Source organism: Halomonas sp. ABH4_019 (genome assembly GCF_056159885.1).
Window position 1 is genome coordinate 143,025 of the sequence record NZ_JBSWWC010000002.1, and the last position, 20,710, is coordinate 163,734.

General features: G+C 69.1%; 13 protein-coding genes. 3 read left to right on the forward strand and 10 right to left on the reverse strand.

Translation table 11 applies throughout. The annotated features are described in order from the left end of the window. The first annotated feature begins 72 nt into the window (after nucleotides 1-72). Nucleotides 73-4,014: a hybrid sensor histidine kinase/response regulator gene (locus tag ACXAFN_RS07845; protein WP_474987707.1), complete on the forward strand. Its 3,942-nt coding sequence runs from the start codon at nucleotides 73-75 to the stop codon at nucleotides 4,012-4,014. A gap of 108 nt (nucleotides 4,015-4,122) precedes the next feature. On the opposite strand, the gene ACXAFN_RS07850 is transcribed toward ACXAFN_RS07845, so the two are convergent. From ACXAFN_RS07850 to ACXAFN_RS07860, 3 genes are all read right to left on the reverse strand, one after another. After that, complete coding sequence (locus tag ACXAFN_RS07850) at nucleotides 4,123-4,788, reverse strand: LuxR C-terminal-related transcriptional regulator (RefSeq protein WP_474987708.1); 666 nt, start codon at nucleotides 4,786-4,788, stop codon at nucleotides 4,123-4,125. Between the two features lie 199 nt (nucleotides 4,789-4,987). Continuing rightward, on the reverse strand, nucleotides 4,988-6,937 hold the full coding sequence (gene acs / locus ACXAFN_RS07855) for an acetate--CoA ligase (RefSeq protein ID WP_474987710.1): 1,950 nt from the start codon (nucleotides 6,935-6,937) through the stop codon (nucleotides 4,988-4,990). A 156-nt stretch (nucleotides 6,938-7,093) separates the two neighbouring features. Next, the gene (locus ACXAFN_RS07860) at nucleotides 7,094-7,648 is read right to left on the reverse strand and encodes a SprT family zinc-dependent metalloprotease (RefSeq protein ID WP_474987711.1); all 555 of its coding nucleotides are present in this window, start codon (nucleotides 7,646-7,648) and stop codon (nucleotides 7,094-7,096) included. Nucleotides 7,649-7,715: 67 nt separating this feature from the next. Here ACXAFN_RS07860 and ACXAFN_RS07865 point away from each other — a divergent pair, with 67 nt between their 5' ends. Further along, entirely contained in the window at nucleotides 7,716-8,363 is a 648-nt protein-coding gene (locus ACXAFN_RS07865; RefSeq protein WP_474987713.1) for a YecA/YgfB family protein, read from the forward strand. A 74-nt stretch (nucleotides 8,364-8,437) separates the two neighbouring features. Here the strand turns inward: ACXAFN_RS07865 and ACXAFN_RS07870 are convergent, their stop codons facing one another. Beyond that, the gene (locus ACXAFN_RS07870; protein WP_474987715.1) at nucleotides 8,438-9,559 is read right to left on the reverse strand and encodes a phospholipase D-like domain-containing protein; all 1,122 of its coding nucleotides are present in this window, start codon (nucleotides 9,557-9,559) and stop codon (nucleotides 8,438-8,440) included. A 175-nt stretch (nucleotides 9,560-9,734) separates the two neighbouring features. On the opposite strand from ACXAFN_RS07870, the gene plsB reads away from it, so the two are divergent. Next, complete coding sequence (gene plsB / locus ACXAFN_RS07875; RefSeq protein WP_474987717.1) at nucleotides 9,735-12,167, forward strand: glycerol-3-phosphate 1-O-acyltransferase PlsB; 2,433 nt, start codon at nucleotides 9,735-9,737, stop codon at nucleotides 12,165-12,167. Between the two features lie 298 nt (nucleotides 12,168-12,465). Here the strand turns inward: plsB and ACXAFN_RS07880 are convergent, their stop codons facing one another. The 6 genes from ACXAFN_RS07880 to ampD form a co-directional block, all read right to left on the reverse strand. Then, nucleotides 12,466-13,233, reverse strand: coding sequence for a class I SAM-dependent methyltransferase (locus tag ACXAFN_RS07880; RefSeq protein WP_474987718.1), 768 nt, complete (start codon nucleotides 13,231-13,233; stop codon nucleotides 12,466-12,468). Beyond that, on the reverse strand, nucleotides 13,230-13,934 hold the full coding sequence (gene tsaB, locus ACXAFN_RS07885; RefSeq protein WP_474987720.1) for a tRNA (adenosine(37)-N6)-threonylcarbamoyltransferase complex dimerization subunit type 1 TsaB: 705 nt from the start codon (nucleotides 13,932-13,934) through the stop codon (nucleotides 13,230-13,232). Before tsaB ends, ACXAFN_RS07880 begins: the two co-directional genes overlap by 4 nt. 211 nt (nucleotides 13,935-14,145) lie before the next feature. Then, on the reverse strand, nucleotides 14,146-14,802 hold the full coding sequence (gene adk / locus ACXAFN_RS07890; protein WP_474987722.1) for an adenylate kinase: 657 nt from the start codon (nucleotides 14,800-14,802) through the stop codon (nucleotides 14,146-14,148). A 231-nt stretch (nucleotides 14,803-15,033) separates the two neighbouring features. Then, nucleotides 15,034-17,043: a pyruvate dehydrogenase complex dihydrolipoyllysine-residue acetyltransferase gene (gene aceF, locus ACXAFN_RS07895; RefSeq protein WP_474987724.1), complete on the reverse strand. Its 2,010-nt coding sequence runs from the start codon at nucleotides 17,041-17,043 to the stop codon at nucleotides 15,034-15,036. A 70-nt stretch (nucleotides 17,044-17,113) separates the two neighbouring features. After that, nucleotides 17,114-19,786: a pyruvate dehydrogenase (acetyl-transferring), homodimeric type gene (aceE, locus tag ACXAFN_RS07900; RefSeq protein WP_474987725.1), complete on the reverse strand. Its 2,673-nt coding sequence runs from the start codon at nucleotides 19,784-19,786 to the stop codon at nucleotides 17,114-17,116. Between the two features lie 344 nt (nucleotides 19,787-20,130). Continuing rightward, on the reverse strand, nucleotides 20,131-20,700 hold the full coding sequence (gene ampD, locus ACXAFN_RS07905) for a 1,6-anhydro-N-acetylmuramyl-L-alanine amidase AmpD (protein WP_474987727.1): 570 nt from the start codon (nucleotides 20,698-20,700) through the stop codon (nucleotides 20,131-20,133). Nucleotides 20,701-20,710: the final 10 nt, after the last annotated feature.

Sequence of the window (20,710 nt, forward strand, 5' to 3'; positions counted from 1 at the left end):
CACTCCCACCTGCCGAGCGTGGACAGTTTTCTGGCGAGCCTTAGAATGGTCGGGAACCCGAGGGAGATGACCATGTTCGCTGGCTGGCTGCTGATCGCCGTTTCGCTGCTCTACATCGCCGTGCTGTTCGCCATCGCCTGGCGCGGCGACCGGCTGGCCCGCCGCCACGGCGCCAGCCGCCGACGTCCGGTGGTCTACAGCCTGGCGCTGGCGATCTACTGCACCTCCTGGACCTTCCACGGCGCCGTGGGTCAGGCGGCCACCTCGGGCTGGTCGTTCGCCAGCATCTTCGTCGGGCCGATCCTGACCCTGCTGCTGTTCTGGCCGGTGCTTGCCAAGATGATCCGCGTCGCCAAGCACCAGAACGTCACCTCGATCGCCGACTTCATCGCCTCGCGTTACGGCAAGACCCAGTCGCTGGCCGCCTTCGCCAGCCTGGTGGCGCTGATCGGCACCCTCCCCTACATCGTGCTGCAGCTCAAGGCGGTGTCCACCTCCTTCAGCGTGCTCACCGAGGCGTCGGACATCACCCGGGCCCCGCTGTTCGGCGACACCGCCTTCTATGTCGCCGCGGTGATGGCACTGTTCGCGATCCTGTTCGGCACCCGCCATACCGACGCCACCGAGCATCACGAGGGGCTGATCCATGCGGTGGCCTTCGAGTCGCTGGTCAAGCTGGTGGCCTTCCTGGTGCTCGGCGCCTACGTCACCTGGGGCATGTTCGACGGCCTCGGCGACCTGTTGGCCTTCGCCGACATCCAGCTCGAGCTGCAGCGCCAGCTGGCCCAGCAGGACTTCGGTCAGAGCTTCTGGGCCCAGACCCTGCTGGCGATGCTGGCGATCCTCTGCCTGCCCCGCCAGTTCCATGTGGCGGTGGTCGAGAACACCCACCGCGACGATGCCGCCAAGGCGCGCTGGCTGTTCCCGCTCTACCTAGTGGCCTTCGCCTTCTTCGTGTTGCCGCTGGCCGCCGCCGGCCTGACCCTGTTCGCCGACGGCAGCGTCGACCCGGACAGCTACGTGCTGGCCCTGCCGATGGCCGCCGGCAGCGAGTGGCTGGCCCTGCTGACCTTCATCGGCGGCTTCTCGGCCTCCACCGGCATGGTCATCGTCGCCGCGGTGGCGGTGTCGATCATGATCTCCAACGAGATCGTCATCCCCGCGCTGTTCCGCCTGCGCTGGTTCGACACCAAGGCCCGGGACTACGGCCGGCTGGTGCTGCGCGCCCGACGCATCACCATCGCGGTGATCCTGGCCCTGGCCTATGGCGCCTACCAGCTGATCGGCGACTTCAGCTCGCTGGCCGCCATCGGCATGCTGTCCTTCGCCGCCGCCGCCCAGTTCGCCCCGGCGCTGATCGGCGGCCTCTACTGGAAGCGTGGCAACCGCCTGGGGGTCATCGTCGGCATGAACGCCGGCTTTGCCATCTGGGCCTACAGCCTGCTGATGCCGGCGATGATCGGCGCCGGCGTGCTGCCCGAGGCCTGGCTCGACGGCGGCCCGCTCGGCATCGGCTGGCTGTCGCCCACCTCGCTGTTCGGCCTCAACGTCGGCGACGGCTTCACCCACGGCGTGATGCTGTCGCTGGGGGTGAACCTGGTCAGCTACATCTTCGTCTCCCAGATGACGCCCCAGCGCGTGGTGGAGCGCATCCAGGCCTCGCTGTTCGTCGACAGCGTGGAGACCCGTCAGACCTCGGTGAACCGCCCCTGGACCGGGGCCACCACGGTGGGCGACCTCAAGGTGCTGTGCGAGCGCTTCCTGAGCGCCGACCAGGTCGGCCGGGCCTTCGACGACTACGCCCGGCGCACCGGCACGCCGCTGGACGACAACGCCCGGGCCTCCATCGACGTCATCCAGTTCACCGAACGCTTCCTGGCCTCGGTCCTCGGCGCCTCCTCGGCGCGCATCGTCGTCAACTCGGCGCTCCAGGGCCGCGGCATCGGCATCTCGGATGTGATCTCGATCGTCGACGAGGCCTCCCAGGTGCTGGAATTCAACCGCGCCCTGCTGCAGGCCACCATCGAGAACATCAACCAGGGCATCAGCGTGGTCGACCAGAACCTGCGGCTGGTGGTGTGGAACCAGCGCTACCTGGAGCTGTTCCGTTTCCCCGACCACCTGATCCGGGTCGGCGCGCCGATCGACCGCATCTTCCGCTACAACGCCCACAGCGGCGAGTACGGCCCCGGAGACCCGGAGGAACACGTCCAGCTGCTGCTCGACAACATCCGCGAGGGCCAGCCCCACCGCTACGTGCGCTACCGCCAGGACGGCAGCGTGCTGGAGGTCCAGGGCAACCCCATGCCCGGCGGCGGCTTCGTCTACACCTACCAGGACATCACCCAGCAGAAGCGCATCGAGGAAGCGCTGATCCGCTCCGAGAACAACATCCGCATCTATACCGACAACGTGCCCGCGCTGATCGCCTACTTCGACAAGGAGTGCCGCTACCTCTTCACCAACCGCGCCTACGAGCAGGCCTTCGCCATCGACCGCAACGCGGTGATCGGCAAGCCCCTCCAGGAGGTGATTCCCAGCGCCCTGGCCCGCGAGCGCGAGCCCTGGATCGAGCGCGCGCTCGCCGGCGAGCGGGTCAGCTTCGAGGTCTCGCTGTCGCTGGCCGAGGGGATCCGCTACATGCTGGTCACCTACACGCCGCACTTCGGCGACAGCGGCGCCATCCTGGGCTTCTTCGCCCTCTACCAGGACATCACCGAGCGCCGGCGCGCCGAGATCGCCCTCAAGGAGACCAACGAGACCCTCGAGGAGCGCGTTCGCGAGCGGACCCAGGCGCTTTCCGAGGCCAACGCCGCCCTGCGCCAGGAGAACCGGGTACGCGCCGAGGCCGAGCAGGCCCTGCGCCAGGCCAAGCAGGTCGCCGAGGACGCCAACGCCTCCAAGACCCGCTTCCTGGCCGCGGCCAGCCACGACCTGCTGCAGCCGCTCAACGCCGCCAGGCTGTTCACCTCGGCGCTGTCCCAGGAGATGGACGCCACCGACATGCGGCGCACCATCGGCCACATCGACAACTCGCTGCAGGCCGCCGAGGAGCTGCTCGGCACCCTGCTCGACATCTCCAAGCTCGACGCCGGGGCCCTGACGCCGCGGCGCAGCCACTTCGCCCTGGCCGACGTCTTCCGCCCGCTGCGCGCCGAGTTCGAGGTGATGGCGGAGGACCGCGGCCTCGACCTGGTGGTGGTCTCCACCGGGCAATGGGTCGACAGCGATGCCCAGATGCTGCGGCGCATCGTGCAGAACTTCCTGTCCAATGCCATCCGCTACACCCAGGAGGGCCGGGTGCTGCTCGGCTGCCGGCGCCAGGGCGAGCGGCTGTCCATCGAGGTGTGGGACTCCGGCCCCGGCATCCCCGAGGCCAAGCAGGCCGAGATCTTCCAGGAGTTCCGCCGCCTGGACCAGGCCTCGCGCCACAAGGAAAGCGAGAAGGGCCTAGGCCTGGGGCTGTCGATCGCCGACCGCATGAGCCGGGTGCTCGACCACCCGATCCGGGTGCGCTCCTGGGAAGGTGTGGGCACGGTGTTCGCGGTCAGCGTGCCGGTGGTGGCCGCCCGCGAGCAGGAGCGCCCCGAGGAGGGCCGCCCGCGCCGCGCCGGCAACAAGCTGGCCGGCAAGCGCATCCTGTGCATCGACAACGAGTCGCTGATCCTGGAGGGCATGAAGGCCATGCTCTCCGGCTGGGGCTGCGAGGTGTTCACCGCCACCTCGATCGGCGGTGCCAAGTCGGTGCTGCGCCATCTCGATTCGGACCCGGACGCGATACTGGCCGACTATCACCTGGACAACGAGGTCACCGGCCTGATGGCCATGGAGGCCCTCGGCGAGCGCCTGGACGGCGCCGTGCCCGGCATCGTGATCACCGCCGATCGCACCGAGGAAGTCGCCGAGACGATCAAGCGCGCCGGCTACCACCTGCTGCTCAAGCCGGTACGCCCCGCCGCCCTGCGCGCCCTGCTGACCCGCACGCTCCAGGCCAGCCGCGCGCCTAGCGCCTAGCGGAGGGGCGGTCGGTCGCCAACACGAAGTCGCCCCCATGGCAAGACCATGGGGGCGATTCTGTTTCCCGTCTCAGGCCGACGGCTTGCCGTTCGGGGGTGGCTCGACTCAGGACTGCTCCACCTTGGGCGGCTCGACCTCGAGCTTCTGGGCGGCGATCACCGCCTGGGTGCGGGAGTGCACGCCGAGCTTGCGCAGGATGGCGGTGACGTGGGCCTTGATGGTGGCCTCGGAGACGTTCAGCTCGTAGGCGATCTGCTTGTTGAGCAGGCCCTCGGTGAGCATGTTGAGCACCCGGAACTGCTGGGGCGTCAGCGAGGCGATGGCCTCGGCGAAGCGGGCCTCCTCCTCGTCGGCCTCGCCCAGCGCCTCGGCCATCTCCTCCGGCAACCACACCTCGCCGTCGAGGATCTCGCCCACCGCCTCGGCGATCAGCGACAGCGACGAGGACTTGGGAATGAAGCCGGAGGCGCCGTAGTCGATGGCGCGACGCACCACATGCAGCTCGTCGCTGCCCGAGACCACGGCCACCGGGATATCCGGCGTCTGGCCGCGCAGCTGGATCAGCCCGGAGAAGCCATGCGCCCCCGGCATGTGCAGATCCAGCAGGATCAGATCGGCATCCGGATGGCGGGTGACGACCTCGGTGGTGGCCTCCATGGTGTCGGACTCGACGATCTCGGCCTGGGGGGCCACCTGGCGCAGCGCCTGGGTCAGGGCGGCGCGGAACAGCGGATGATCATCGGCGACGATGAATTTCTGGGCAAAGGCCATGGATTCTCCTCCGGATCCGGGAGCAGCGGGGGGCCGGCCGCCGCCTGCGGGACGCTTTATCGTTTACGGCATGTTACCCCATGGCCGAGGCGATGCCCAAGCACTCATGGACCATTGTCGACATCCCGTCCCGCACCATGAAGAAGCCGGCCTCGCGGGCCGGCTCCGTGGTCACCTGGCTCCCCGCGGGGAGCCCCGGTCAGCGGTTGGCGCGGTGCTCGATGAGTTCCTCGACCACCGACGGATCCGCCAGGGTGCTGGTATCGCCGAGCCCGTCGCACTCGTTGGCGGCGATCTTGCGCAGGATGCGGCGCATGATCTTGCCCGAGCGGGTCTTGGGCAGGCCCGGTGCCCACTGGATGACGTCCGGCGAGGCGATCGGCCCGATGTCCTTGCGCACCCACTGGGTCAGTTCCTTCTTGAGCGCGTCGCTGGGCTCCACGTCGTCGGCCAGGGTCACGTAGATGTAGATGCCCTGCCCCTTGATGTCATGGGGGAAGCCGACCACGGCGGCCTCGGCCACGGCCTCGTGGGCCACCAGGGAGGACTCGATCTCGGCGGTGCCCATGCGGTGGCCGGAGACATTGAGCACGTCATCCACGCGGCCGGTGATCCAGTAGTAGCCGTCCTCGTCGCGGCGGCAGCCGTCGCCGGTGAAGTACATGCCCTGGTAGGTCGCGAAATAGGTCTGCAGGAAGCGCTCGTGGTTGTTCCAGATCGAACGCGCCTGGCCCGGCCAGGAATCGAGGATCACCAGGTTGCCGTCGGTGGCGCCCTCGAGGATATTGCCCTCGTTGTCGACCAGCGCCGGCTGCACGCCGAAGAACGGCAGGGTCGCCGAGCCCGGCTTGAGGTCGGTGGCCCCAGGCAGAGGGGCGATCATGATGCCGCCGGTCTCGGTCTGCCACCAGGTATCGACGATCGGGCAGCGCTCCTTGCCGATCACCCGGTAGAACCATTCCCAGGCCTCGGGGTTGATCGGCTCGCCCACCGACCCCAGCAGGCGCAGGCTGTCCCGGGAGCTGGAGTCCATGACGTGGTCGCCGTGGGCCATCAGGGCCCGCACCGCGGTGGGCGCCGTATAGAGGATGTTGACCCGGTGCTTGTCGACCACCTCGCCCATGCGGCCGTTGGTCGGATAGCTGGGCACGCCCTCGAACATCAGGGTGGTGGCGCCGTTGGCCAGCGGGCCATAGACGATATAGCTGTGTCCCGTCACCCAGCCGACGTCGGCGGTGCACCAGTAGACCTCGCCCTCCTGGTAGTCGAAGACGTACTGGTGGGTCATGGCGGCGTGCAGCAGGTAGCCGCCGGTGGTGTGCTTGAGCCCCTTGGGCGCACCGGTGGAGCCGGAGGTGTAGAGGATGAACAGCGGATCCTCCGCGCCCATTTCCTCGGCCGGACAGTCGGTGGACTGCTGATCCACGAGCTCGTGGAACCAGACGTCGCGACCCTCTTTCCAGTCGATCTCGCCGCCGGTGCGCTGGACCACCAGCACCTTCTCGGCCACGTCGGTGCCCTCGCGGCTCAGCGCCGCGTCGACGTTGTCCTTAAGCGGCACATGCTTGCCGCCACGCACCGACTCGTCGGCGGTGATCACCACCTTGGAGCCGGCGTCCTTGACCCGCTGGGCCAGGGCGTCCGGGGAGAAACCGCCGAACACCACCGAGTGCACCGCGCCGATGCGGGCACAGGCCAGCATGGCCATCGCCGCCTCGGGAATCATCGGCATGTACAGGGTGACGGTATCGCCACGGGTCACGCCCAGTGCCTTGAGGGCATTGGCCAGCTGGCAGGTGCGCTCGAACACCTGGCGATAGGTCAGGGTCTTGGCATCCTTGGGATCGTCACCCTCCCAGATGATCGCGGCCTGGTCGCCGCGGGTTTCCAGGTGGCGGTCCAGGCAGTTGACGCTGGCGTTGAGACGCCCGTCCTCGAACCAGCGGATGTCGACATCGTCGGCGCCGAAGACGGTGTGCTTGACCTTGGTCGGTGCCCGGAACCAGTCGAGGCGCTCGGCCTGCTCGGCCCAGAAGCCTTCCGGATCATCCAGCGAGCGCTGGTACATGGCCTGGTAGGTCGCCTTGTCGGCCCAGGCCTTGGCGGCGATGTCCTCGCGTACCGGATGGACGTGCGGTTGATCACTCATGGGATTGCCTCTGTCCTCGGGGTGGCCCCTTCAGGTTGACGATGCCGGTCGTGGCGACCGGCGCCATAAGATGATTTCAGCATACCTCCCCGACGACATGCCTTCCCCTTAGACATTGGTATGAGCGGTTTTCTTTTTCATAACAAAGGCTTAAGACTAATTTCCAAGCCCCCTTAGGCCGCAGTAGACCAAGGTCTGAGCGCATCGCCGGCAGCGATAGGCACGCCCGGCGCGCGCCAGGGCATGGCGCCGGGCGGTGAAGGCATGCTCCCGGCAGGCGCAGCGATAGCGATGGGGAGCGGGGCTCGAGCGGGCGGTATCGAAGCGGTGGGTGGTACGCGGCGTGAGCCCGAACAGCCGACGCATCACCGTGCGCCACTCGTGGCCATGGGGCCTGGCCCGGTGGCCGTCTTCGAGGTGGTGCACCAGCCAATGGGCCATCTCGTGGGGCACCACCTCGACCAGAAAGGGATGGCGATTCTCGTCGAAGAGCATCGGGTTGAAGCGCAACCCGCCGCGGCCGAAGTGCGCCTGGCCGGCCGAGCGGCCGCGCAGGTCCAGCCACACGCCGGGTCTCGGCAGCCGCTCGTGGACCTCGCGACACAGCGACCAGGCCGCCTCGGTCCGCGCCAGCAGCGCCGCCCGGGCGGCCTCGGCGTCGAGGCCGGCCAGCCACTCTGGATCGGGATCGGGCAACGCGGGAACGGTCATGGGATGCTAGAATGGCGCCCCGTTTCGATGGCGTAAAGCCCTGCGCGACACCTGCGAGTGGAGAGACATGTCCGACGACAAGCCCCAGCCCCTGCCGCTCCTCGACGACGAGGCCCTGGATCGGCTCGACGATTTCCTCGAGTCCGAGCGCGTCGATGCCGACGCCCTGGACCTGATCGGCGCTCACGGGTTCCTGGTCGCCCTGGCCGTGTCGCCCAGCGACGTGCCCCCCGCCACCTGGGTGCCGGAACTCTTCCACGGCGAGCCCGCCTTCGGTGACGACGCCGAGCGCGAAGAGGTGCTGCGGCTGCTGGAGCGGCTGCGGCACACCGCCATCACGGTGCTGGAGGGCGGCGGCCTGCCCGAGCTGCCCTTCGACCTCGAGCTCGGCGGCATGCCGCCCGAGGAAACGCCGATCGGCGACTGGTGCGCCGGCTTCATGGAAGGCGTCTTCCTCGACGAGGCGGCCTGGTTCGCCGAGGACGAGGAGGCCGCCGCCACCCTGCTGCTGCCCTTCATGCTGCTCTCCGGGCTGTTCGACGAGGAGCCGGACATGGCCGAACTGGCCAAGGACGGCGACCGGCTGGACACCCTGACCGGCCAGTTGCCCGAGCTGGTGCTGGACCTCTACCTGCACTACCGGGTCCCCCCGGAAACGCCCAAGCCCAAGCCGCGCCGCAAGCAGCCCGCCGGACGGGGCAAGCGGAAACGCTAAGCGGCAGCGGGCAGCGGGCAGCGGGCAGACTCCCTGTACTTCGTAATTCATAGCCCACAGCTCATAGCCCATAGCTAGCGCAGCCGCGTCAGCAGCCCATCGAGGGTGCCGTAGAGCCACTCCCGGAGGCGCTGGAGTCGTGGGCGACGCGCCCACTCCTGGCGCTGGATCTCCCGGCTGGCGGCGAAGTTGCGCCGGAAGAGCTCGGCCACCTCGGTGGCGAAGCGGGCATCCTCCACCTCCTGGTTGGCCTCCAGGTTCCATTGCAGGCTCCAGTGATCGAAATTGCACGATCCCAGGCTGACCCAGTCGTCGGCCAGGGTGAACTTGGCGTGGATGAAGGACGGCTGGAACTCGAAGATCCGCACCCCGGCACGCAGCAGGCGGCCGTAGAAGCGCTGCCCGGCGTAGCGCACCCCGGGATGGTCGTGGCGACCGCCGGGCAGCAGCAGGCACACCTCCACGCCGCCGCGGGCGGCCTGGGCCAGTCGCCGTCGCAGGCTGAGGGTCGGCACGAAGTAGGGCGTGCAGATCCAGATGCGTCGCCGGGCGCCGCTCACCCGTCGCTGCAGGGAATGGCGGATGGCCTGGTAGCGATAGCCCTGCCCCCACACCACCCGTCCCCGCATGCCGCCCCGGCCCGCGCGGGTCGCGGCGGCGCTCTCCAGGCCATGCACCAGGGCCGGCGCACCGGCACCGCGCGCCATCGGCGAGTCCCAGAGGCGCGAGAACAGGCGCACCCAGTCCGCCACCACCGGCCCCTCGATGCGTACCGCCACCTCGTACCACGCCTCGAGGAAATCATCGACGACGCCGAAGCCGCCGGTGAAGGCCACCTCGCCGTCCACCACCACCAGCTTGCGGTGGTCCCGGGTCAGGTTGCGGGCCAGCGAGTGCCAGCCCAGGGGATTGAACCAACACAGCGCCACGCCGGCCGACGCCAGCCGGCGCCGATCCTCGTCGGCGAGCCCCATGCCGCCATAGCCGTCCAGCAGCAGCAGCACCGACACCCCGCGCGCCGCGGCCCGAGCCAGTACCTCGATCACCGCATCGGCCAGGCGCCCCGACGCCATCAGGTAGAGCTCGATCAGCACCGAGTGTCGGGCGCCGTCCACGGCCTCGAACATGGCCGGCAGGAAGCGCGCCGCCTCGGGCAGCAGCTCGAACTGGTTATCGTCCCGCCACATGCCGTGCATGGGGCCTCCCTGGCCGCGATGACAGCGTTCATTGACGCATGTTTGCCCCACCGGGGAAAGTCGTCCGGACGCTTGCCGCATCGCCCCGGGCGTCGCGCCGCTCGTGGCGACATCACTGACCCGGCGGCGCCGCCATGCGTATACTGGCCGCACATGCGACCACACAGGCAACCGGATGGCCTACTTGTTTCGGGCGTGGCGCCGCCCGCTGCGCCGGCTGCTCGCCGCCTGGGTCCGGGTGCGGCGGATCGAGCCCTCTCCCGCCACCCTGGACCTCGCCCCCGACCTCCCGACCGTCTACGTGCTGCCGCGGCCCGCCCTGTCCGATGGGCTACTGCTCGAGCATCTGACCGAGCGCTGCGGCCTGCCGCCCGCCGCGGCGCGCCACCCGCTGGGCGAGCGGCCGCTGGGGGCCCTGCTCGCCCTCCCCGTGGCGCGGCGCCGGCGGGCGCGACCGACGACGCTGCGTCGGCTGATCGACGCCGGCCAGGACGCGCAGCTGGTGCCGGTCAGCGTGTTCTGGGGGCGGGCGCCCGGCAAGCGCTTCGGCGTCTGGCACCTGCTGGCGGCCGACGGCTGGCGATTCACCGGGCGACTGCGCCGGCTGCTGGCGGTGCTGGTCAACGGCCGCGACCTCGAAGTGCACGTCGGGGCCCCGCTGCGGCTCTCGGAACTGGCCGACGGCCGCGATCCGGCGATCGTCGAGCGCAAGGTCGCCCGCCTGCTGCGGGTCCACTTCCGGCGCATCCGCGGCCGGGTGCTGGGCCCGGATCTCTCGCATCGCCGTACCCTGATCGCCGGCGTGGTGGCGAGTCCCGGCGTCGAGCGCGCCATCGACGAACTGGCCGCCGACGCCCCCGCCAGCCGGGACCGTCTGCGCCGTCGCGCCCGACGCTACGGGCGGGAGATCGCCGCCAACATGAGCTATCCGGTACTGCGCTTCATGGACGGCCTGCTCGGGCGGCTATGGAACCGGCTCTACGACGGCGTCGAGGTGCACGGCCTGGAACGGATCAAGGCCCTGGCCGGACACCACACCCTGGTCTATGTGCCCTGCCACCGCAGCCATATCGACTACCTGCTGCTGTCCTATGTGCTCTATTCCGAGGGCCTGATGCCGCCGCACATCGCCGCCGGCCGCAACCTCGACATGCCGCTGATCGGCCCGCTGCTGCGTCGCGGCGGCGCCTTCTTCATGCGCCGCAGCTTTCGCGGCCAAGCGCTCTATGCCCGGGTCTTCGACGAATACCTGCATCGGCTGCTGTCGCGGGGACATAGCCTGGAATACTTCATCGAGGGCGGCCGCTCGCGCAGCGGCCGATTGCTGGCGCCGCGCCCCGGCATGCTAGCCATGACGCTGGGCTCCTTCCTGCGCCGTCGCGAGGGCGACGCTCGACCGCTGTCGTTCGTGCCGGTCTATATCGGCTACGAGCGCATCCTCGAGGAGGCCAGCTATCAGCACGAGCTGGCCGGCGGCGCCAAGCGTCGGGAAAGCCCGCTGGCGCTGTTCGGCGTGCTCGGCCGGCTGCGCCAGCCCCATGGCCGGGTGGCCGTGAGCGTCGGCGAACCGCTGGCCCTGGACGCCTTCCTGGATGAGTGCCAGCCCGACTGGCGACGGGACCTCGGCGATCCGCGACCGGCCTGGCGAGCGCAGGCGGTATCGCGGCTCGGCCGGACCCTGGCCCGGCGCATCAACGCCGCCGCCACGCTCAATCCAGTGAACCTGGTCGCCCTGGGACTGCTGTCCACGCCTCACCAGGCCATCGAGGCCGAGCTGCTGGAGCGTCAACTGGCCCTGCTCGCCGAGCTGCAGCGCCCGCACCCCGGCGCTCCCCAGCACGGCCTGCCGGGCGGAACGCCCCGCGACTGGATCGACCAGGCACGCGCCCTGGGCCTGGTCGACTATCGGCCCCATCCGCTGGGCGACCTGGTCACCGCCGACGCCCGTCAGGTCAGTCGTCTGGGCTGGTACCGCAACAACGTCCTGCACCTTTTCGCACTGGCCGGCCTGGCGGCCTTCGCCTTCCGCCACCATGGGCGCCACGACCGGGAAACGCTGACCGGGCTGCTGGCCCCGGGCTGGCCGGTGCTGGTCCAGGAGCTGTCCATCGCGCCGCCGCCCTCGCTCGGCGAGGCGCTGGAAACCATGCTGGGGCAGCTCGCCCGGGCCGGGCTGCTGGTCGCCGACGACCGGGGCTGGCGGCGTCCCGAGGGGCTGGTCGAGGCCGAGCAGTTGCGCATGCTGGGGCGGCTGATGCGCCCGACCCTGGAGCGCGGCTACCTGCTGGTCGCGGCCCTGCTCGACGAGCCGCCGGGCCACTTCAGCCGGGAGGGCCTCGCCGACCACGCCCGCCAGCGCGCCGAACGCCTGGCGCGGCTCACCGGTCGGGCGGCCCCGGAGTTCTTCGATGTGCGACTGTTCGACGGCCTGGTGGAAGGCCTGGCGAGCGAGGGCTGGCTGAGGGTCCGCGACGACCGTCTGCACTACGACGAGGCACTGCGCGAGGCGGCCCGGCACAGCCGTTCGCTGTTCGACCCGGCGCTGCGCCAGCGGCTGGAGAGAGTCGCCGTCCGAGGCGGCGCCGCGGCAGACCGCCCGGAGCAGTGATAGTTAGACGTTTCAGGCGGCGTCTGAAACGTCGGCGAGCGAAGGTTGGGCTAGGCCCGTTCCCGACGGGCCAACGCACTTCCCACACCCTTGTGGGTCGCAAGGCAAGCATCAGCGACAAATCGGCAGGGAGTGCCGATTTGGGCAGCTTCGCTGCTCGTAGAGCGAGCGACATGGATGTCGCGAGTCAAAAGCCGGACCGGGCTCGCGTGCGAGTTGACGAGCCGTCAATGAGGACCTCGATCGGACTCGCGCACGAGCCGATGTTTAACGCCGTATGGCCGAGCCCAGACACTTTTCAGGCGTTGCCCAGGGAGCGGTGGACGTAGAGGTCATAGCGACTGGTCTTGCCCTCCAGCACATGGCGGGGAGGCGGGCCGTCGATGGGCGGCGCCTTGCGCGGCCGCTTGACCACCACCCGGTGGGTCGCCACGTCCAGCGCCGCCTCCAGCAGCCGCGGGGCGTCGGCGTCGTCGCCGGCGAGTTCGCGGAACAGCCGCATTTCCTTCTTGACCAGCGCCGACTTCTCGCGATGGGGAAACATCGGGTCCAGGTGGATCACCTGGGGCGCCACCTCGGCCTCCGCCACCAGGGCGTCGAGTTCGCGACCGGCGTCGCCATGGGCCAGGCGCAGCCGCGCGGCGATCTCGGCGGTATCCAGGTCGTCACGCGCCCGGGCCAGGCCGTCGTCGAGCAGTGCGGCGATGGCCGCCACCCGCTCGATCATCAGCACCTCGGCGCCGAGGGTCGCCAGCACGAAGGCATCGCGGCCGAGTCCCGCCGTGGCATCCACCACCGAGGGCGTGACGCCCCTGGCCAGCCCGCAGGCCTTGGCGATCAACTGGCCGCGCCCGCCGCCGAAGCGCCGCCGATGGGCCGCGCGGCCCGCGACGAAATCCACCGTCAGCGGCTTGCCGTAGGTCCTGGGATCACCGGCCAGCACCAGCCGGCCATCCTCGTGGCACAGCGTCAGGGCGGGCGCCTCCCCCGGCGGCAGGGCGTCGCGCTCGGACAATCCCCAGCGCGCGGCCAGGGCCGCATCGCCCGCCACCGCGACCGCGCTCATCGGCCCTTCTGCCAGGCGACCCGGTCGCGCAGGTAGACCGGCTGGACCTCGGCGGCGGGCCGCCCCTCGCCGGCGACGAAGGCGTCGGCGGCGAGCAGCGCCATGTCCTCGGCGGCGGCCTCCAGGTCGGGCAGGCACTGGCCGAGCCCCGCCTGCACCTCGGCGGGCATGGCCTCCCACAGGGTCCAGCCGGAGCCCACGCCGATCCAGTCGTGATCGTCATGGCCGGCGGGCAGGCGCAGTCGCTCGGGGGGCAGCACCGCCTCCTCGACGAGGCACTCGACCCGGCCCTGGCGGCACTGCCAGGCGGCGGCGTAGACCTCGCCCATGCGCGCGTCCAGGGCGGTGATCAGGTAGCGATAGTGATGGCGTCGATGAGCGCCGAGGGCCAGCGCCTGCAGGGTCGAGACGCCGAGCAGCGGCCGGTCGAGGCCGAAGGCCAGGCCCTGGGCAGTGCCGGCGGCGATGCGCAGCCCGGTGAACGAGCCCGGGCCGCGGCCATAGGCCACCGCGTCCAGCTCGGCCGGGGCCAGGCCGGCCTCGGCCAGCACCTCGTCGACCATCGGCATCAGCCGGCGGGTGTGGGCGCGGGGGGTGAGTTCGAAGCGGGAGATCAACTCGTCGGCGGCGCCGTCGCGACGCCGCAACAGGGCGGCGGAGCAGGCGCTCGAGGAGGCATCCAGGGCCAGCAGGATCGGCATGGGTCTCTAACGGTGCGGGAAGTGTCGGGGCATTATACGACAACGGCCCGCGCAATGCGGGCCGTTACCGGGATGCAGAAAAGCGCGGGATTCCGTCGCGAGCGACGAGAGCCGGGGGCACAAGCCGAAGCATCGCCAGGCTCGGAAACCAGCACCGCCGGCGATCATCTCTTCACAAAGAGCCCGAGCGCAGCAGGAAGCCCGACTTTTCTCAGCTCTCGAGGGCGGCGGTCACCTGGTTGGTGATGTCGTCGACGCTGCCCACGCCTTCCACCTTGTGGTAGGCCGGCGCGGCCTCGGGGGCCTGCTGGGCCCACTGCTGGTAGTAGTCGACCAGCGGCGCGGTCTGCTCGTGATAGACCGACAGGCGATTGCGCACGGTGGCCTCGCTGTCGTCGTCGCGCTGGATCAGCGCCTCGCCGGTGACGTCGTCCTTGCCCGCTTCCTTCGGCGGGTTGTGGTCGACGTGGTAGACGCGGCCGGAGGCCGGGTGCACGCGGCGGCCGGCCAGGCGGTTGACGATCTCCTCGTCCGGCACGGCGATCTCGAGCACGTGGTCGAGCTTGACGCCGGCTTCCTTCATGGCATCGGCCTGGGGGATGGTGCGCGGGAAGCCGTCGAACAGGAAGCCGTTGGCGCAATCGGGCTGGGCGATGCGCTCCTTGACCAGGGCGATGATGATGTCGTCGGACACCAGCCCGCCGGTGGTCATGATCTCCTTGACCTTGAGCCCCAGCTCGCTGCCTTCCTTGACGGCGGCACGCAGCATGTCACCGGTGGAGATCTGCGGGATGCCATAGCGCTCACAGATGAACTGGGCCTGGGTGCCCTTGCCGGCCCCCGGTGCACCCAAGAGGATCACACGCATCGAAACTAGCTCCTTGGAATTGGGATGGTTCGTAGAGACGAGGAAACGAGAATAGCGAACCATACCGATGCCGTCGTCGTCACACAAGCGACACGAAGCCGCAGCCTCCCGAGCGATCCGAAAAATCCTTCGCGCTCAACGGGCTGTTCCTCCTAGCACTTTGGTCTTCCCCGGCCCGAAAACGCCGACGGCGCCTCGCGGCGCCGTCGGTCGTGGCTCACCGAGCCTCGATCAGAGCAGCAGCCGACGGATGTCGGTCAGCACCTGGCCGAGGAAGGCGGTGAAGCGGGCCGCATCGGCGCCGTTGACCGCCCGGTGATCGTAGGACAGCGACAGCGGCATGGTCAGCCGCGGCTGGAAGGCCGCGCCGTCCCAGACCGGCTTCATCGACGCCTTGGAAACACCGAGGATGGCGACCTCCGGCGGATTGACGATCGGCGTGAAGGCGGTGCCGCCGATCGAGCCCAGGCTGGAGATGGTGAAGCAGCCACCGGTCATCTCCTCGCGCTTGAGCTTCTTCGACTGCGCCTTGCCGGCCAGCTCGACGGACTCCTTGGCCAGGTCGATCAGCGACTTCTGGTCGGCGTCGCGGATCACCGGGACCATCAGACCGTCCGGGGTGTCCACGGCGATGCCGATGTGCACGTATTTCTTGTGCACCACGGTCTCGCCATCGCTCTTCAGGCTGACATTGAACTGCGGGAATTTCCGCAGCGCGAAGGCACAGGCCTTGATCAGGAACGGCAGCGGCGTGAGCTTGGCGCCCTGAGCCTCGGCCTCGGCCTTCATCGACTTGCGGAAGGCCTCGAGCTCGGTGATGTCGGCCTCGTCGAACTGGGTGACATGCGGGATGTTGACCCAGCTGCGATGCAGGTTGGTGGCGCCCATCTTCATCAGGCGGCCCATCTTCTTCTCTTCCACCTCGCCGAACTGGCTGAAGTCCTGATCCGGGATCGGCGGAATGCCCATGCCGCCCTCGGCACCGGCGGGGGCCGCGGAAGGTGCCTTGGCCTGGCCGGCCATCACCTGCTTGACGTAGGCGTGGACATCGTCCTTGAGCACGCGCTCCTTGGGACCGCTGGGCTTGACCAGACCGAGGTCGACGCCGAGCTCACGGGCCAGCATGCGCACCGCCGGTCCGGCGTGCACCAGCTTGCCGTCGCGCGGCTTGTGGGCGGCCATCTGAGCCTCGGGGCTGGGACGCCCCGCCGGCTCGGCGGCCTTGGCCGGCTGCTCGGGCTTGGCCGGTGCCTCGGCCTTGGCTTCGCCCTGAGTCGGGGCGGCCTGGGGCGCGGGAGCCTCTCCGGCGGTCTCGATATAGCCGATCAGGTCGCCCTCGGAGACGGTATCGCCCTCCTTGACGGTCAGCTCGACCAGCTTGCCCTTGAAGGGGCTCGGCACGTCCATGGAGGCCTTGTCGGACTCCAGGGTGATCAGCGGGTCTTCCTCGGCGACCTCGTCGCCGACACTGGCGGCGATCTCGATCACCGGCACGTCGCTGGAGCCGGACAGGTCCGGCACTCGCACCTCGCGGCGCTGGGGCTCGCCGCCGCCGGCGGGCTGATCCGCCGGCTGCGACTCGGCGGCCGGCGCCGGTTCGGCGGCGGGCTCGGGGGCGGCCTGCTCGGCCGGCGCCTGCTCACCGCCGCCGGCGATCTGCATGGTGCCGATGATGTCGCCCTCGGAGACGGTATCGCCCTCCTTGACGGTCAGGCTGGCGATCTTGCCGGCATGCGGGCTGGGCACGTCCATGGAGGCCTTGTCGGACTCCAGGGTGATCAGGGTGTCCTCTTCGGCCACCTCGTCGCCCTCGGACACCGCCACCTCGATGATCTCGACGTCGCTGGAGCCGCCCAGGTCGGGCACCTTGATGTCCACGGTCTGGCTGCCGCCGGCGGCGGGCTTGGCGGCCGGCTCCGGCTTGGCCGGGGCCTCCTGTTCGGCCTCGGCCGGCGCCTCCGACGCTGCCTCGGCGGGCTGCTCGGGCTCGGCGTCGCCGCCGCCCTCGGCCTCGAGCTCGACGATGTCGTCGCCCTCGGAGACGGTATCGCCCTCCTTGACCAGCACCTTGAGGACCTTGCCGCCTTTGGGCGCCGGCACGTCCATGGAGGCCTTGTCGGATTCCAGGGTGATCAGGGTGTCCTCGGGCTCGATGACGTCGCCTTCCGACACCGCGATCTCGATGATTTCCACGTCGGTGTCGCCACCGATGTCGGGCACTTTGATGATTTCGCTACTCAAGGTCGCGCTCCTTCAAACTCTTCACGGGGGCGGGTCCGCGGACCCGCCATGCCACCGGTCGATCGGCGCCTCACACCCCGAGCGGGCTGGGCTTGTTGGGATCGATGCCGTACTTCTCGATGGCCTCGCCGACGACCTTGCGATCGATCTCGCCGCGGTCGGCCAGCGCCTTGAGCGCGGCAACGGTGACGAAGTAGCGGTTGACCTCGAAGAAGTGACGCAGCTTCTCGCGGGTATCGGAGCGGCCGTAGCCGTCGGTCCCGAGCACATGGTAGTCGGTCGGCATCCAGGCGCGCACCTGGTCGGCGAACAGCTTCATGTAGTCGGTGGCGGCGATGGCCGGGCCCTGGCGACCCTCCAGGCAGGTCGTGACGTGCGGCTTGCCCGGCTCTTCCGCCGGCTTGAGGAACGCCTGGCGGTCGATCTCCAGGGCCTCGCGGCGCAGCTCGTTGAAGCTGGTGACGCTCCAGATGTCGGCGCCCACGCCCCACTCCTCGGCGAGCATCTCGGCGGCGGCCTCGACCTCGCGCAGGATGGTGCCGGAGCCCATCAGCTGGACCCGCGCCTTCTTGCCCTGGGTCTCGCGCAGCAGGTACATGCCCTTGATGATGTCCGCGGCGGGCACTTCCTCGAGGGCCGGCTGCTCGTAGTTCTCGTTCATCACCGTCAGGTAGTAGAAGCAGTTCTCCTTGTCGGCGAACATGCGCTTCAGGCCGTCCTGGACGATGACCGCGACCTCGTGGGCATAGGTCGGGTCATAGGTGCGGCAGTTGGGGATCATCGCCGCCTGCAGGTGGCTGTGGCCGTCCTGGTGCTGCAGCCCCTCGCCGTTGAGGGTGGTGCGTCCGGCGGTGCCGCCGACCAGGAAGCCGCGGGCCTGCATGTCGCCGGCGGCCCAGGCCAGGTCGCCGATGCGCTGGAAGCCGAACATCGAGTAGTAGATGTAGAACGGCAGCAGCGTGGTGTTGTGGTTCGAGTAGGAGGTCGCCGCGGCGATCCAGGCGGACATGGCGCCGGCCTCGGTGATGCCCTCCTCGAGGATCTGGCCCTGCTGATCCTCGCGGTAGAACATGATCTGGCCCTTGTCCACCGGCTCGTACTTCTGGCCCTCGGAGGTGTAGATGCCGAGCTGGCGGAACATGCCTTCCATGCCGAAGGTACGCGCCTCGTCGGGGATGATGGGCACTACCCGCTTGCCGAGCTGCTTGTCCTTGACCAGGCCGTTCAGGATGCGCACGAAGGCCATGGTGGTGGAGATCTCGCGCCCCTTGGAGCCGGCGGTCTGGGAGGCGAAGGTCTTGTCCTCCAGGGCCGGGATCGGCAGGGCCTCGAAGTCGTGGCGACGCTGCGGCAGGTAGCCGCCCAGGCGCTCGCGCTGGAGGTGCATGTACTTCATCTCCGGACTGTCGTCGTCCGGCTTATAGTAGGGCACGTCCTTGAGCTGCTCGTCGGACAGCGGAATGCCGAAGCGGTCGCGGAACTTCTTGAGCGCCTCGTATTCCATGGTCTTGACCTGGTGAGCCTCGTTGGCGGCCTCACCGTCGCCGCCACCCATGCCGTAGCCCTTGACGGTATGCGCCAGGATCACGGTGGGACGGCCGTTGGCGTTGTTCACCGCCTCGTGGTAGGCCGCGTAGACCTTGAACGGGTCGTGGCCGCCACGGTTGAGCTTCCAGATGTCCTCGTCGGACATGTCCTTGACCATCTCGGCGGTTTCCGGGTACTTGCCGAAGAAGTGCTCCCGGGTGTAGGCGCCGCCGTTGGCCTTGTAGTTCTGGTACTCGCCGTCGACCGCCTCGTCCATGCGCTTCTGCAGGACGCCCTTGGTGTCCTTCTCGAACAGCGGATCCCACAGCCGGCCCCAGACCACCTTCTGGACGTTCCAGCCGGCGCCACGGAACACGCCCTCGAGCTCGTCCATGATCCGCGAGTTGCCGCGCACCGGGCCGTCGAGGCGCTGCAGGTTGCAGTTGATGACGAAGATCAGGTTGTCGAGCTTCTCGCGGCTGGCCAGGTGGATGGCGCCCAGGGATTCCGGCTCGTCGCACTCGCCGTCGCCCATGAAGCACCACACCTTGCGGTCGTACATGTCCTTGAGCTCGCGGGAGTCCACGTACTTCATGACGTGGGCCTGGTAGATCGCCTGGATCGGGCCGAGGCCCATGGACACGGTGGGGAACTGCCAGAAGTCCGGCATCAGCCAGGGGTGCGGATAGGACGACAGGCCGTCGCCGTCCACCTCCTGGCGGTACTTGTCCATCTGGTCCTCGGTGAGGCGGCCTTCCAGGTAGGCGCGGGCATAGATGCCCGGGGCCACGTGGCCCTGGATGTAGACCAGGTCGCCCTCGAAGTCGCCGTTGGGGGCACGGAAGAAGTGGTTGAAGCCCACGTCATAGAGAGTCGCCGATGACATGAAGCTGGCGATGTGGCCACCCAGCCCCGGGTTCGCGCGGTTGTTGCGGATCACCTGGGCGATGGCGTTGTAGCGGATCACCGAACGGATGCGGCGCTCCATGAAGAGATCGCCAGGCATCGGCGCCTCGCGGTGCACCGGAATGGTGTTGCGGTGCGGGGTCGTGACCGAGAAAGGTACCTGCATGCCGTCGCGGCGCACGCGGTCGGCCAGGCGGGTCATGAGGTACCGGGCGCGTTGCTCGCCCTCACGATCCAGCACCGACTCCAGGGAATCCAGCCATTCCGTGGTTTCGACCGGATCGAGATCTTCTCTAGACTCAAGACTCATAGACGTCTCTCCGAATGACGTTGGGGGCAACAACAGCCCCGCAGCAAGGGGGTGTGGCGCTTGAGTGGCGGTCATGGAAGGATCACCTCCATGCCGGGGTTCCAAGGTTGTAGTCGTTTTACAAGTCAGCGCGACCGATATCGTCGGGTGCGCCGACGATACCTCAAACGCTAGCGGCTGCCAATTGAAGCAGATGTGGAAAACATTTTCAAAACCTTCCTTGCCCCCATTGCGACACGCTTCGCGACGATTTCGCCACGATCGACGGCGATGCCCGCCGCGGCCCCGCCAAGGGCCGCATCATCGCTCCAGGCGCCGTGGCGGGAAATCATATAAACGTTTTATTACGCAGATTTGTCTCGCCGCGACAGCCGCTGGCGGAAATAGGCCCAGTCGAAGGCGGGGCCCGGGTCGGTCTTGCGTAGCGGCGCGACATGGGCGTGGCCGGTGATGCGCTCCGGCGTCAGCGCCGGATAGGCCGCCATCAGCGCCTCGGTGGCCGCCGCCAGCGCCCGGTACTGGGCCGCCGTGTAGGGCGAGACCTCGTCGCCCTCGAGCTCGATGCCCACCGCGAAATCGTTGAGCCCGCGGCGCTCGACGCCGCCGTCCCGCCAGCGCGAGCGCCCGGCGTGCCAGGCCCGGCCGTGGAAGGGCACGAACTGCACGCACTCGCCGTCGCGGCGAATCAGCAGATGCGCCGAGACCCGCAGGTCGGCGATCTCGGCGAAGAAGGGATGCCCGGCCGGGTCCAGGCGATTGGTGAACAGCCGCTCGATGGCATCGCCGCCGAATACCCCCGGCGGCAGGCTGATGGAATGCAGCACCAGCAGCGACACCTCGCCGTCCGGCCGCGCATTGTGGTTGGGTGACGGCACCCGGCGGGCACCCGCCAGCCACCCCTCGTGAATCGGCATCTCTCCCCCT

Coding starts and splice junctions, on each gene's coding strand:
- ACXAFN_RS07845 (WP_474987707.1), top strand. CDS start 73: ATGTTCGCTGGCTGGCTGCTGATCGCCGTTTCGCTGCTCTACATCGCC.
- ACXAFN_RS07850 (WP_474987708.1), bottom strand. CDS start 4,788: ATGGCCTTTGCCCAGAAATTCATCGTCGCCGATGATCATCCGCTGTTC.
- acs (WP_474987710.1), bottom strand. CDS start 6,937: ATGAGTGATCAACCGCACGTCCATCCGGTACGCGAGGACATCGCCGCC.
- ACXAFN_RS07860 (WP_474987711.1), bottom strand. CDS start 7,648: ATGACCGTTCCCGCGTTGCCCGATCCCGATCCAGAGTGGCTGGCCGGC.
- ACXAFN_RS07865 (WP_474987713.1), top strand. CDS start 7,716: ATGTCCGACGACAAGCCCCAGCCCCTGCCGCTCCTCGACGACGAGGCC.
- ACXAFN_RS07870 (WP_474987715.1), bottom strand. CDS start 9,559: ATGCACGGCATGTGGCGGGACGATAACCAGTTCGAGCTGCTGCCCGAG.
- plsB (WP_474987717.1), top strand. CDS start 9,735: ATGGCCTACTTGTTTCGGGCGTGGCGCCGCCCGCTGCGCCGGCTGCTC.
- ACXAFN_RS07880 (WP_474987718.1), bottom strand. CDS start 13,233: ATGAGCGCGGTCGCGGTGGCGGGCGATGCGGCCCTGGCCGCGCGCTGG.
- tsaB (WP_474987720.1), bottom strand. CDS start 13,934: ATGCCGATCCTGCTGGCCCTGGATGCCTCCTCGAGCGCCTGCTCCGCC.
- adk (WP_474987722.1), bottom strand. CDS start 14,802: ATGCGTGTGATCCTCTTGGGTGCACCGGGGGCCGGCAAGGGCACCCAG.
- aceE (WP_474987725.1), bottom strand. CDS start 19,786: ATGAGTCTTGAGTCTAGAGAAGATCTCGATCCGGTCGAAACCACGGAA.
- ampD (WP_474987727.1), bottom strand. CDS start 20,700: ATGCCGATTCACGAGGGGTGGCTGGCGGGTGCCCGCCGGGTGCCGTCA.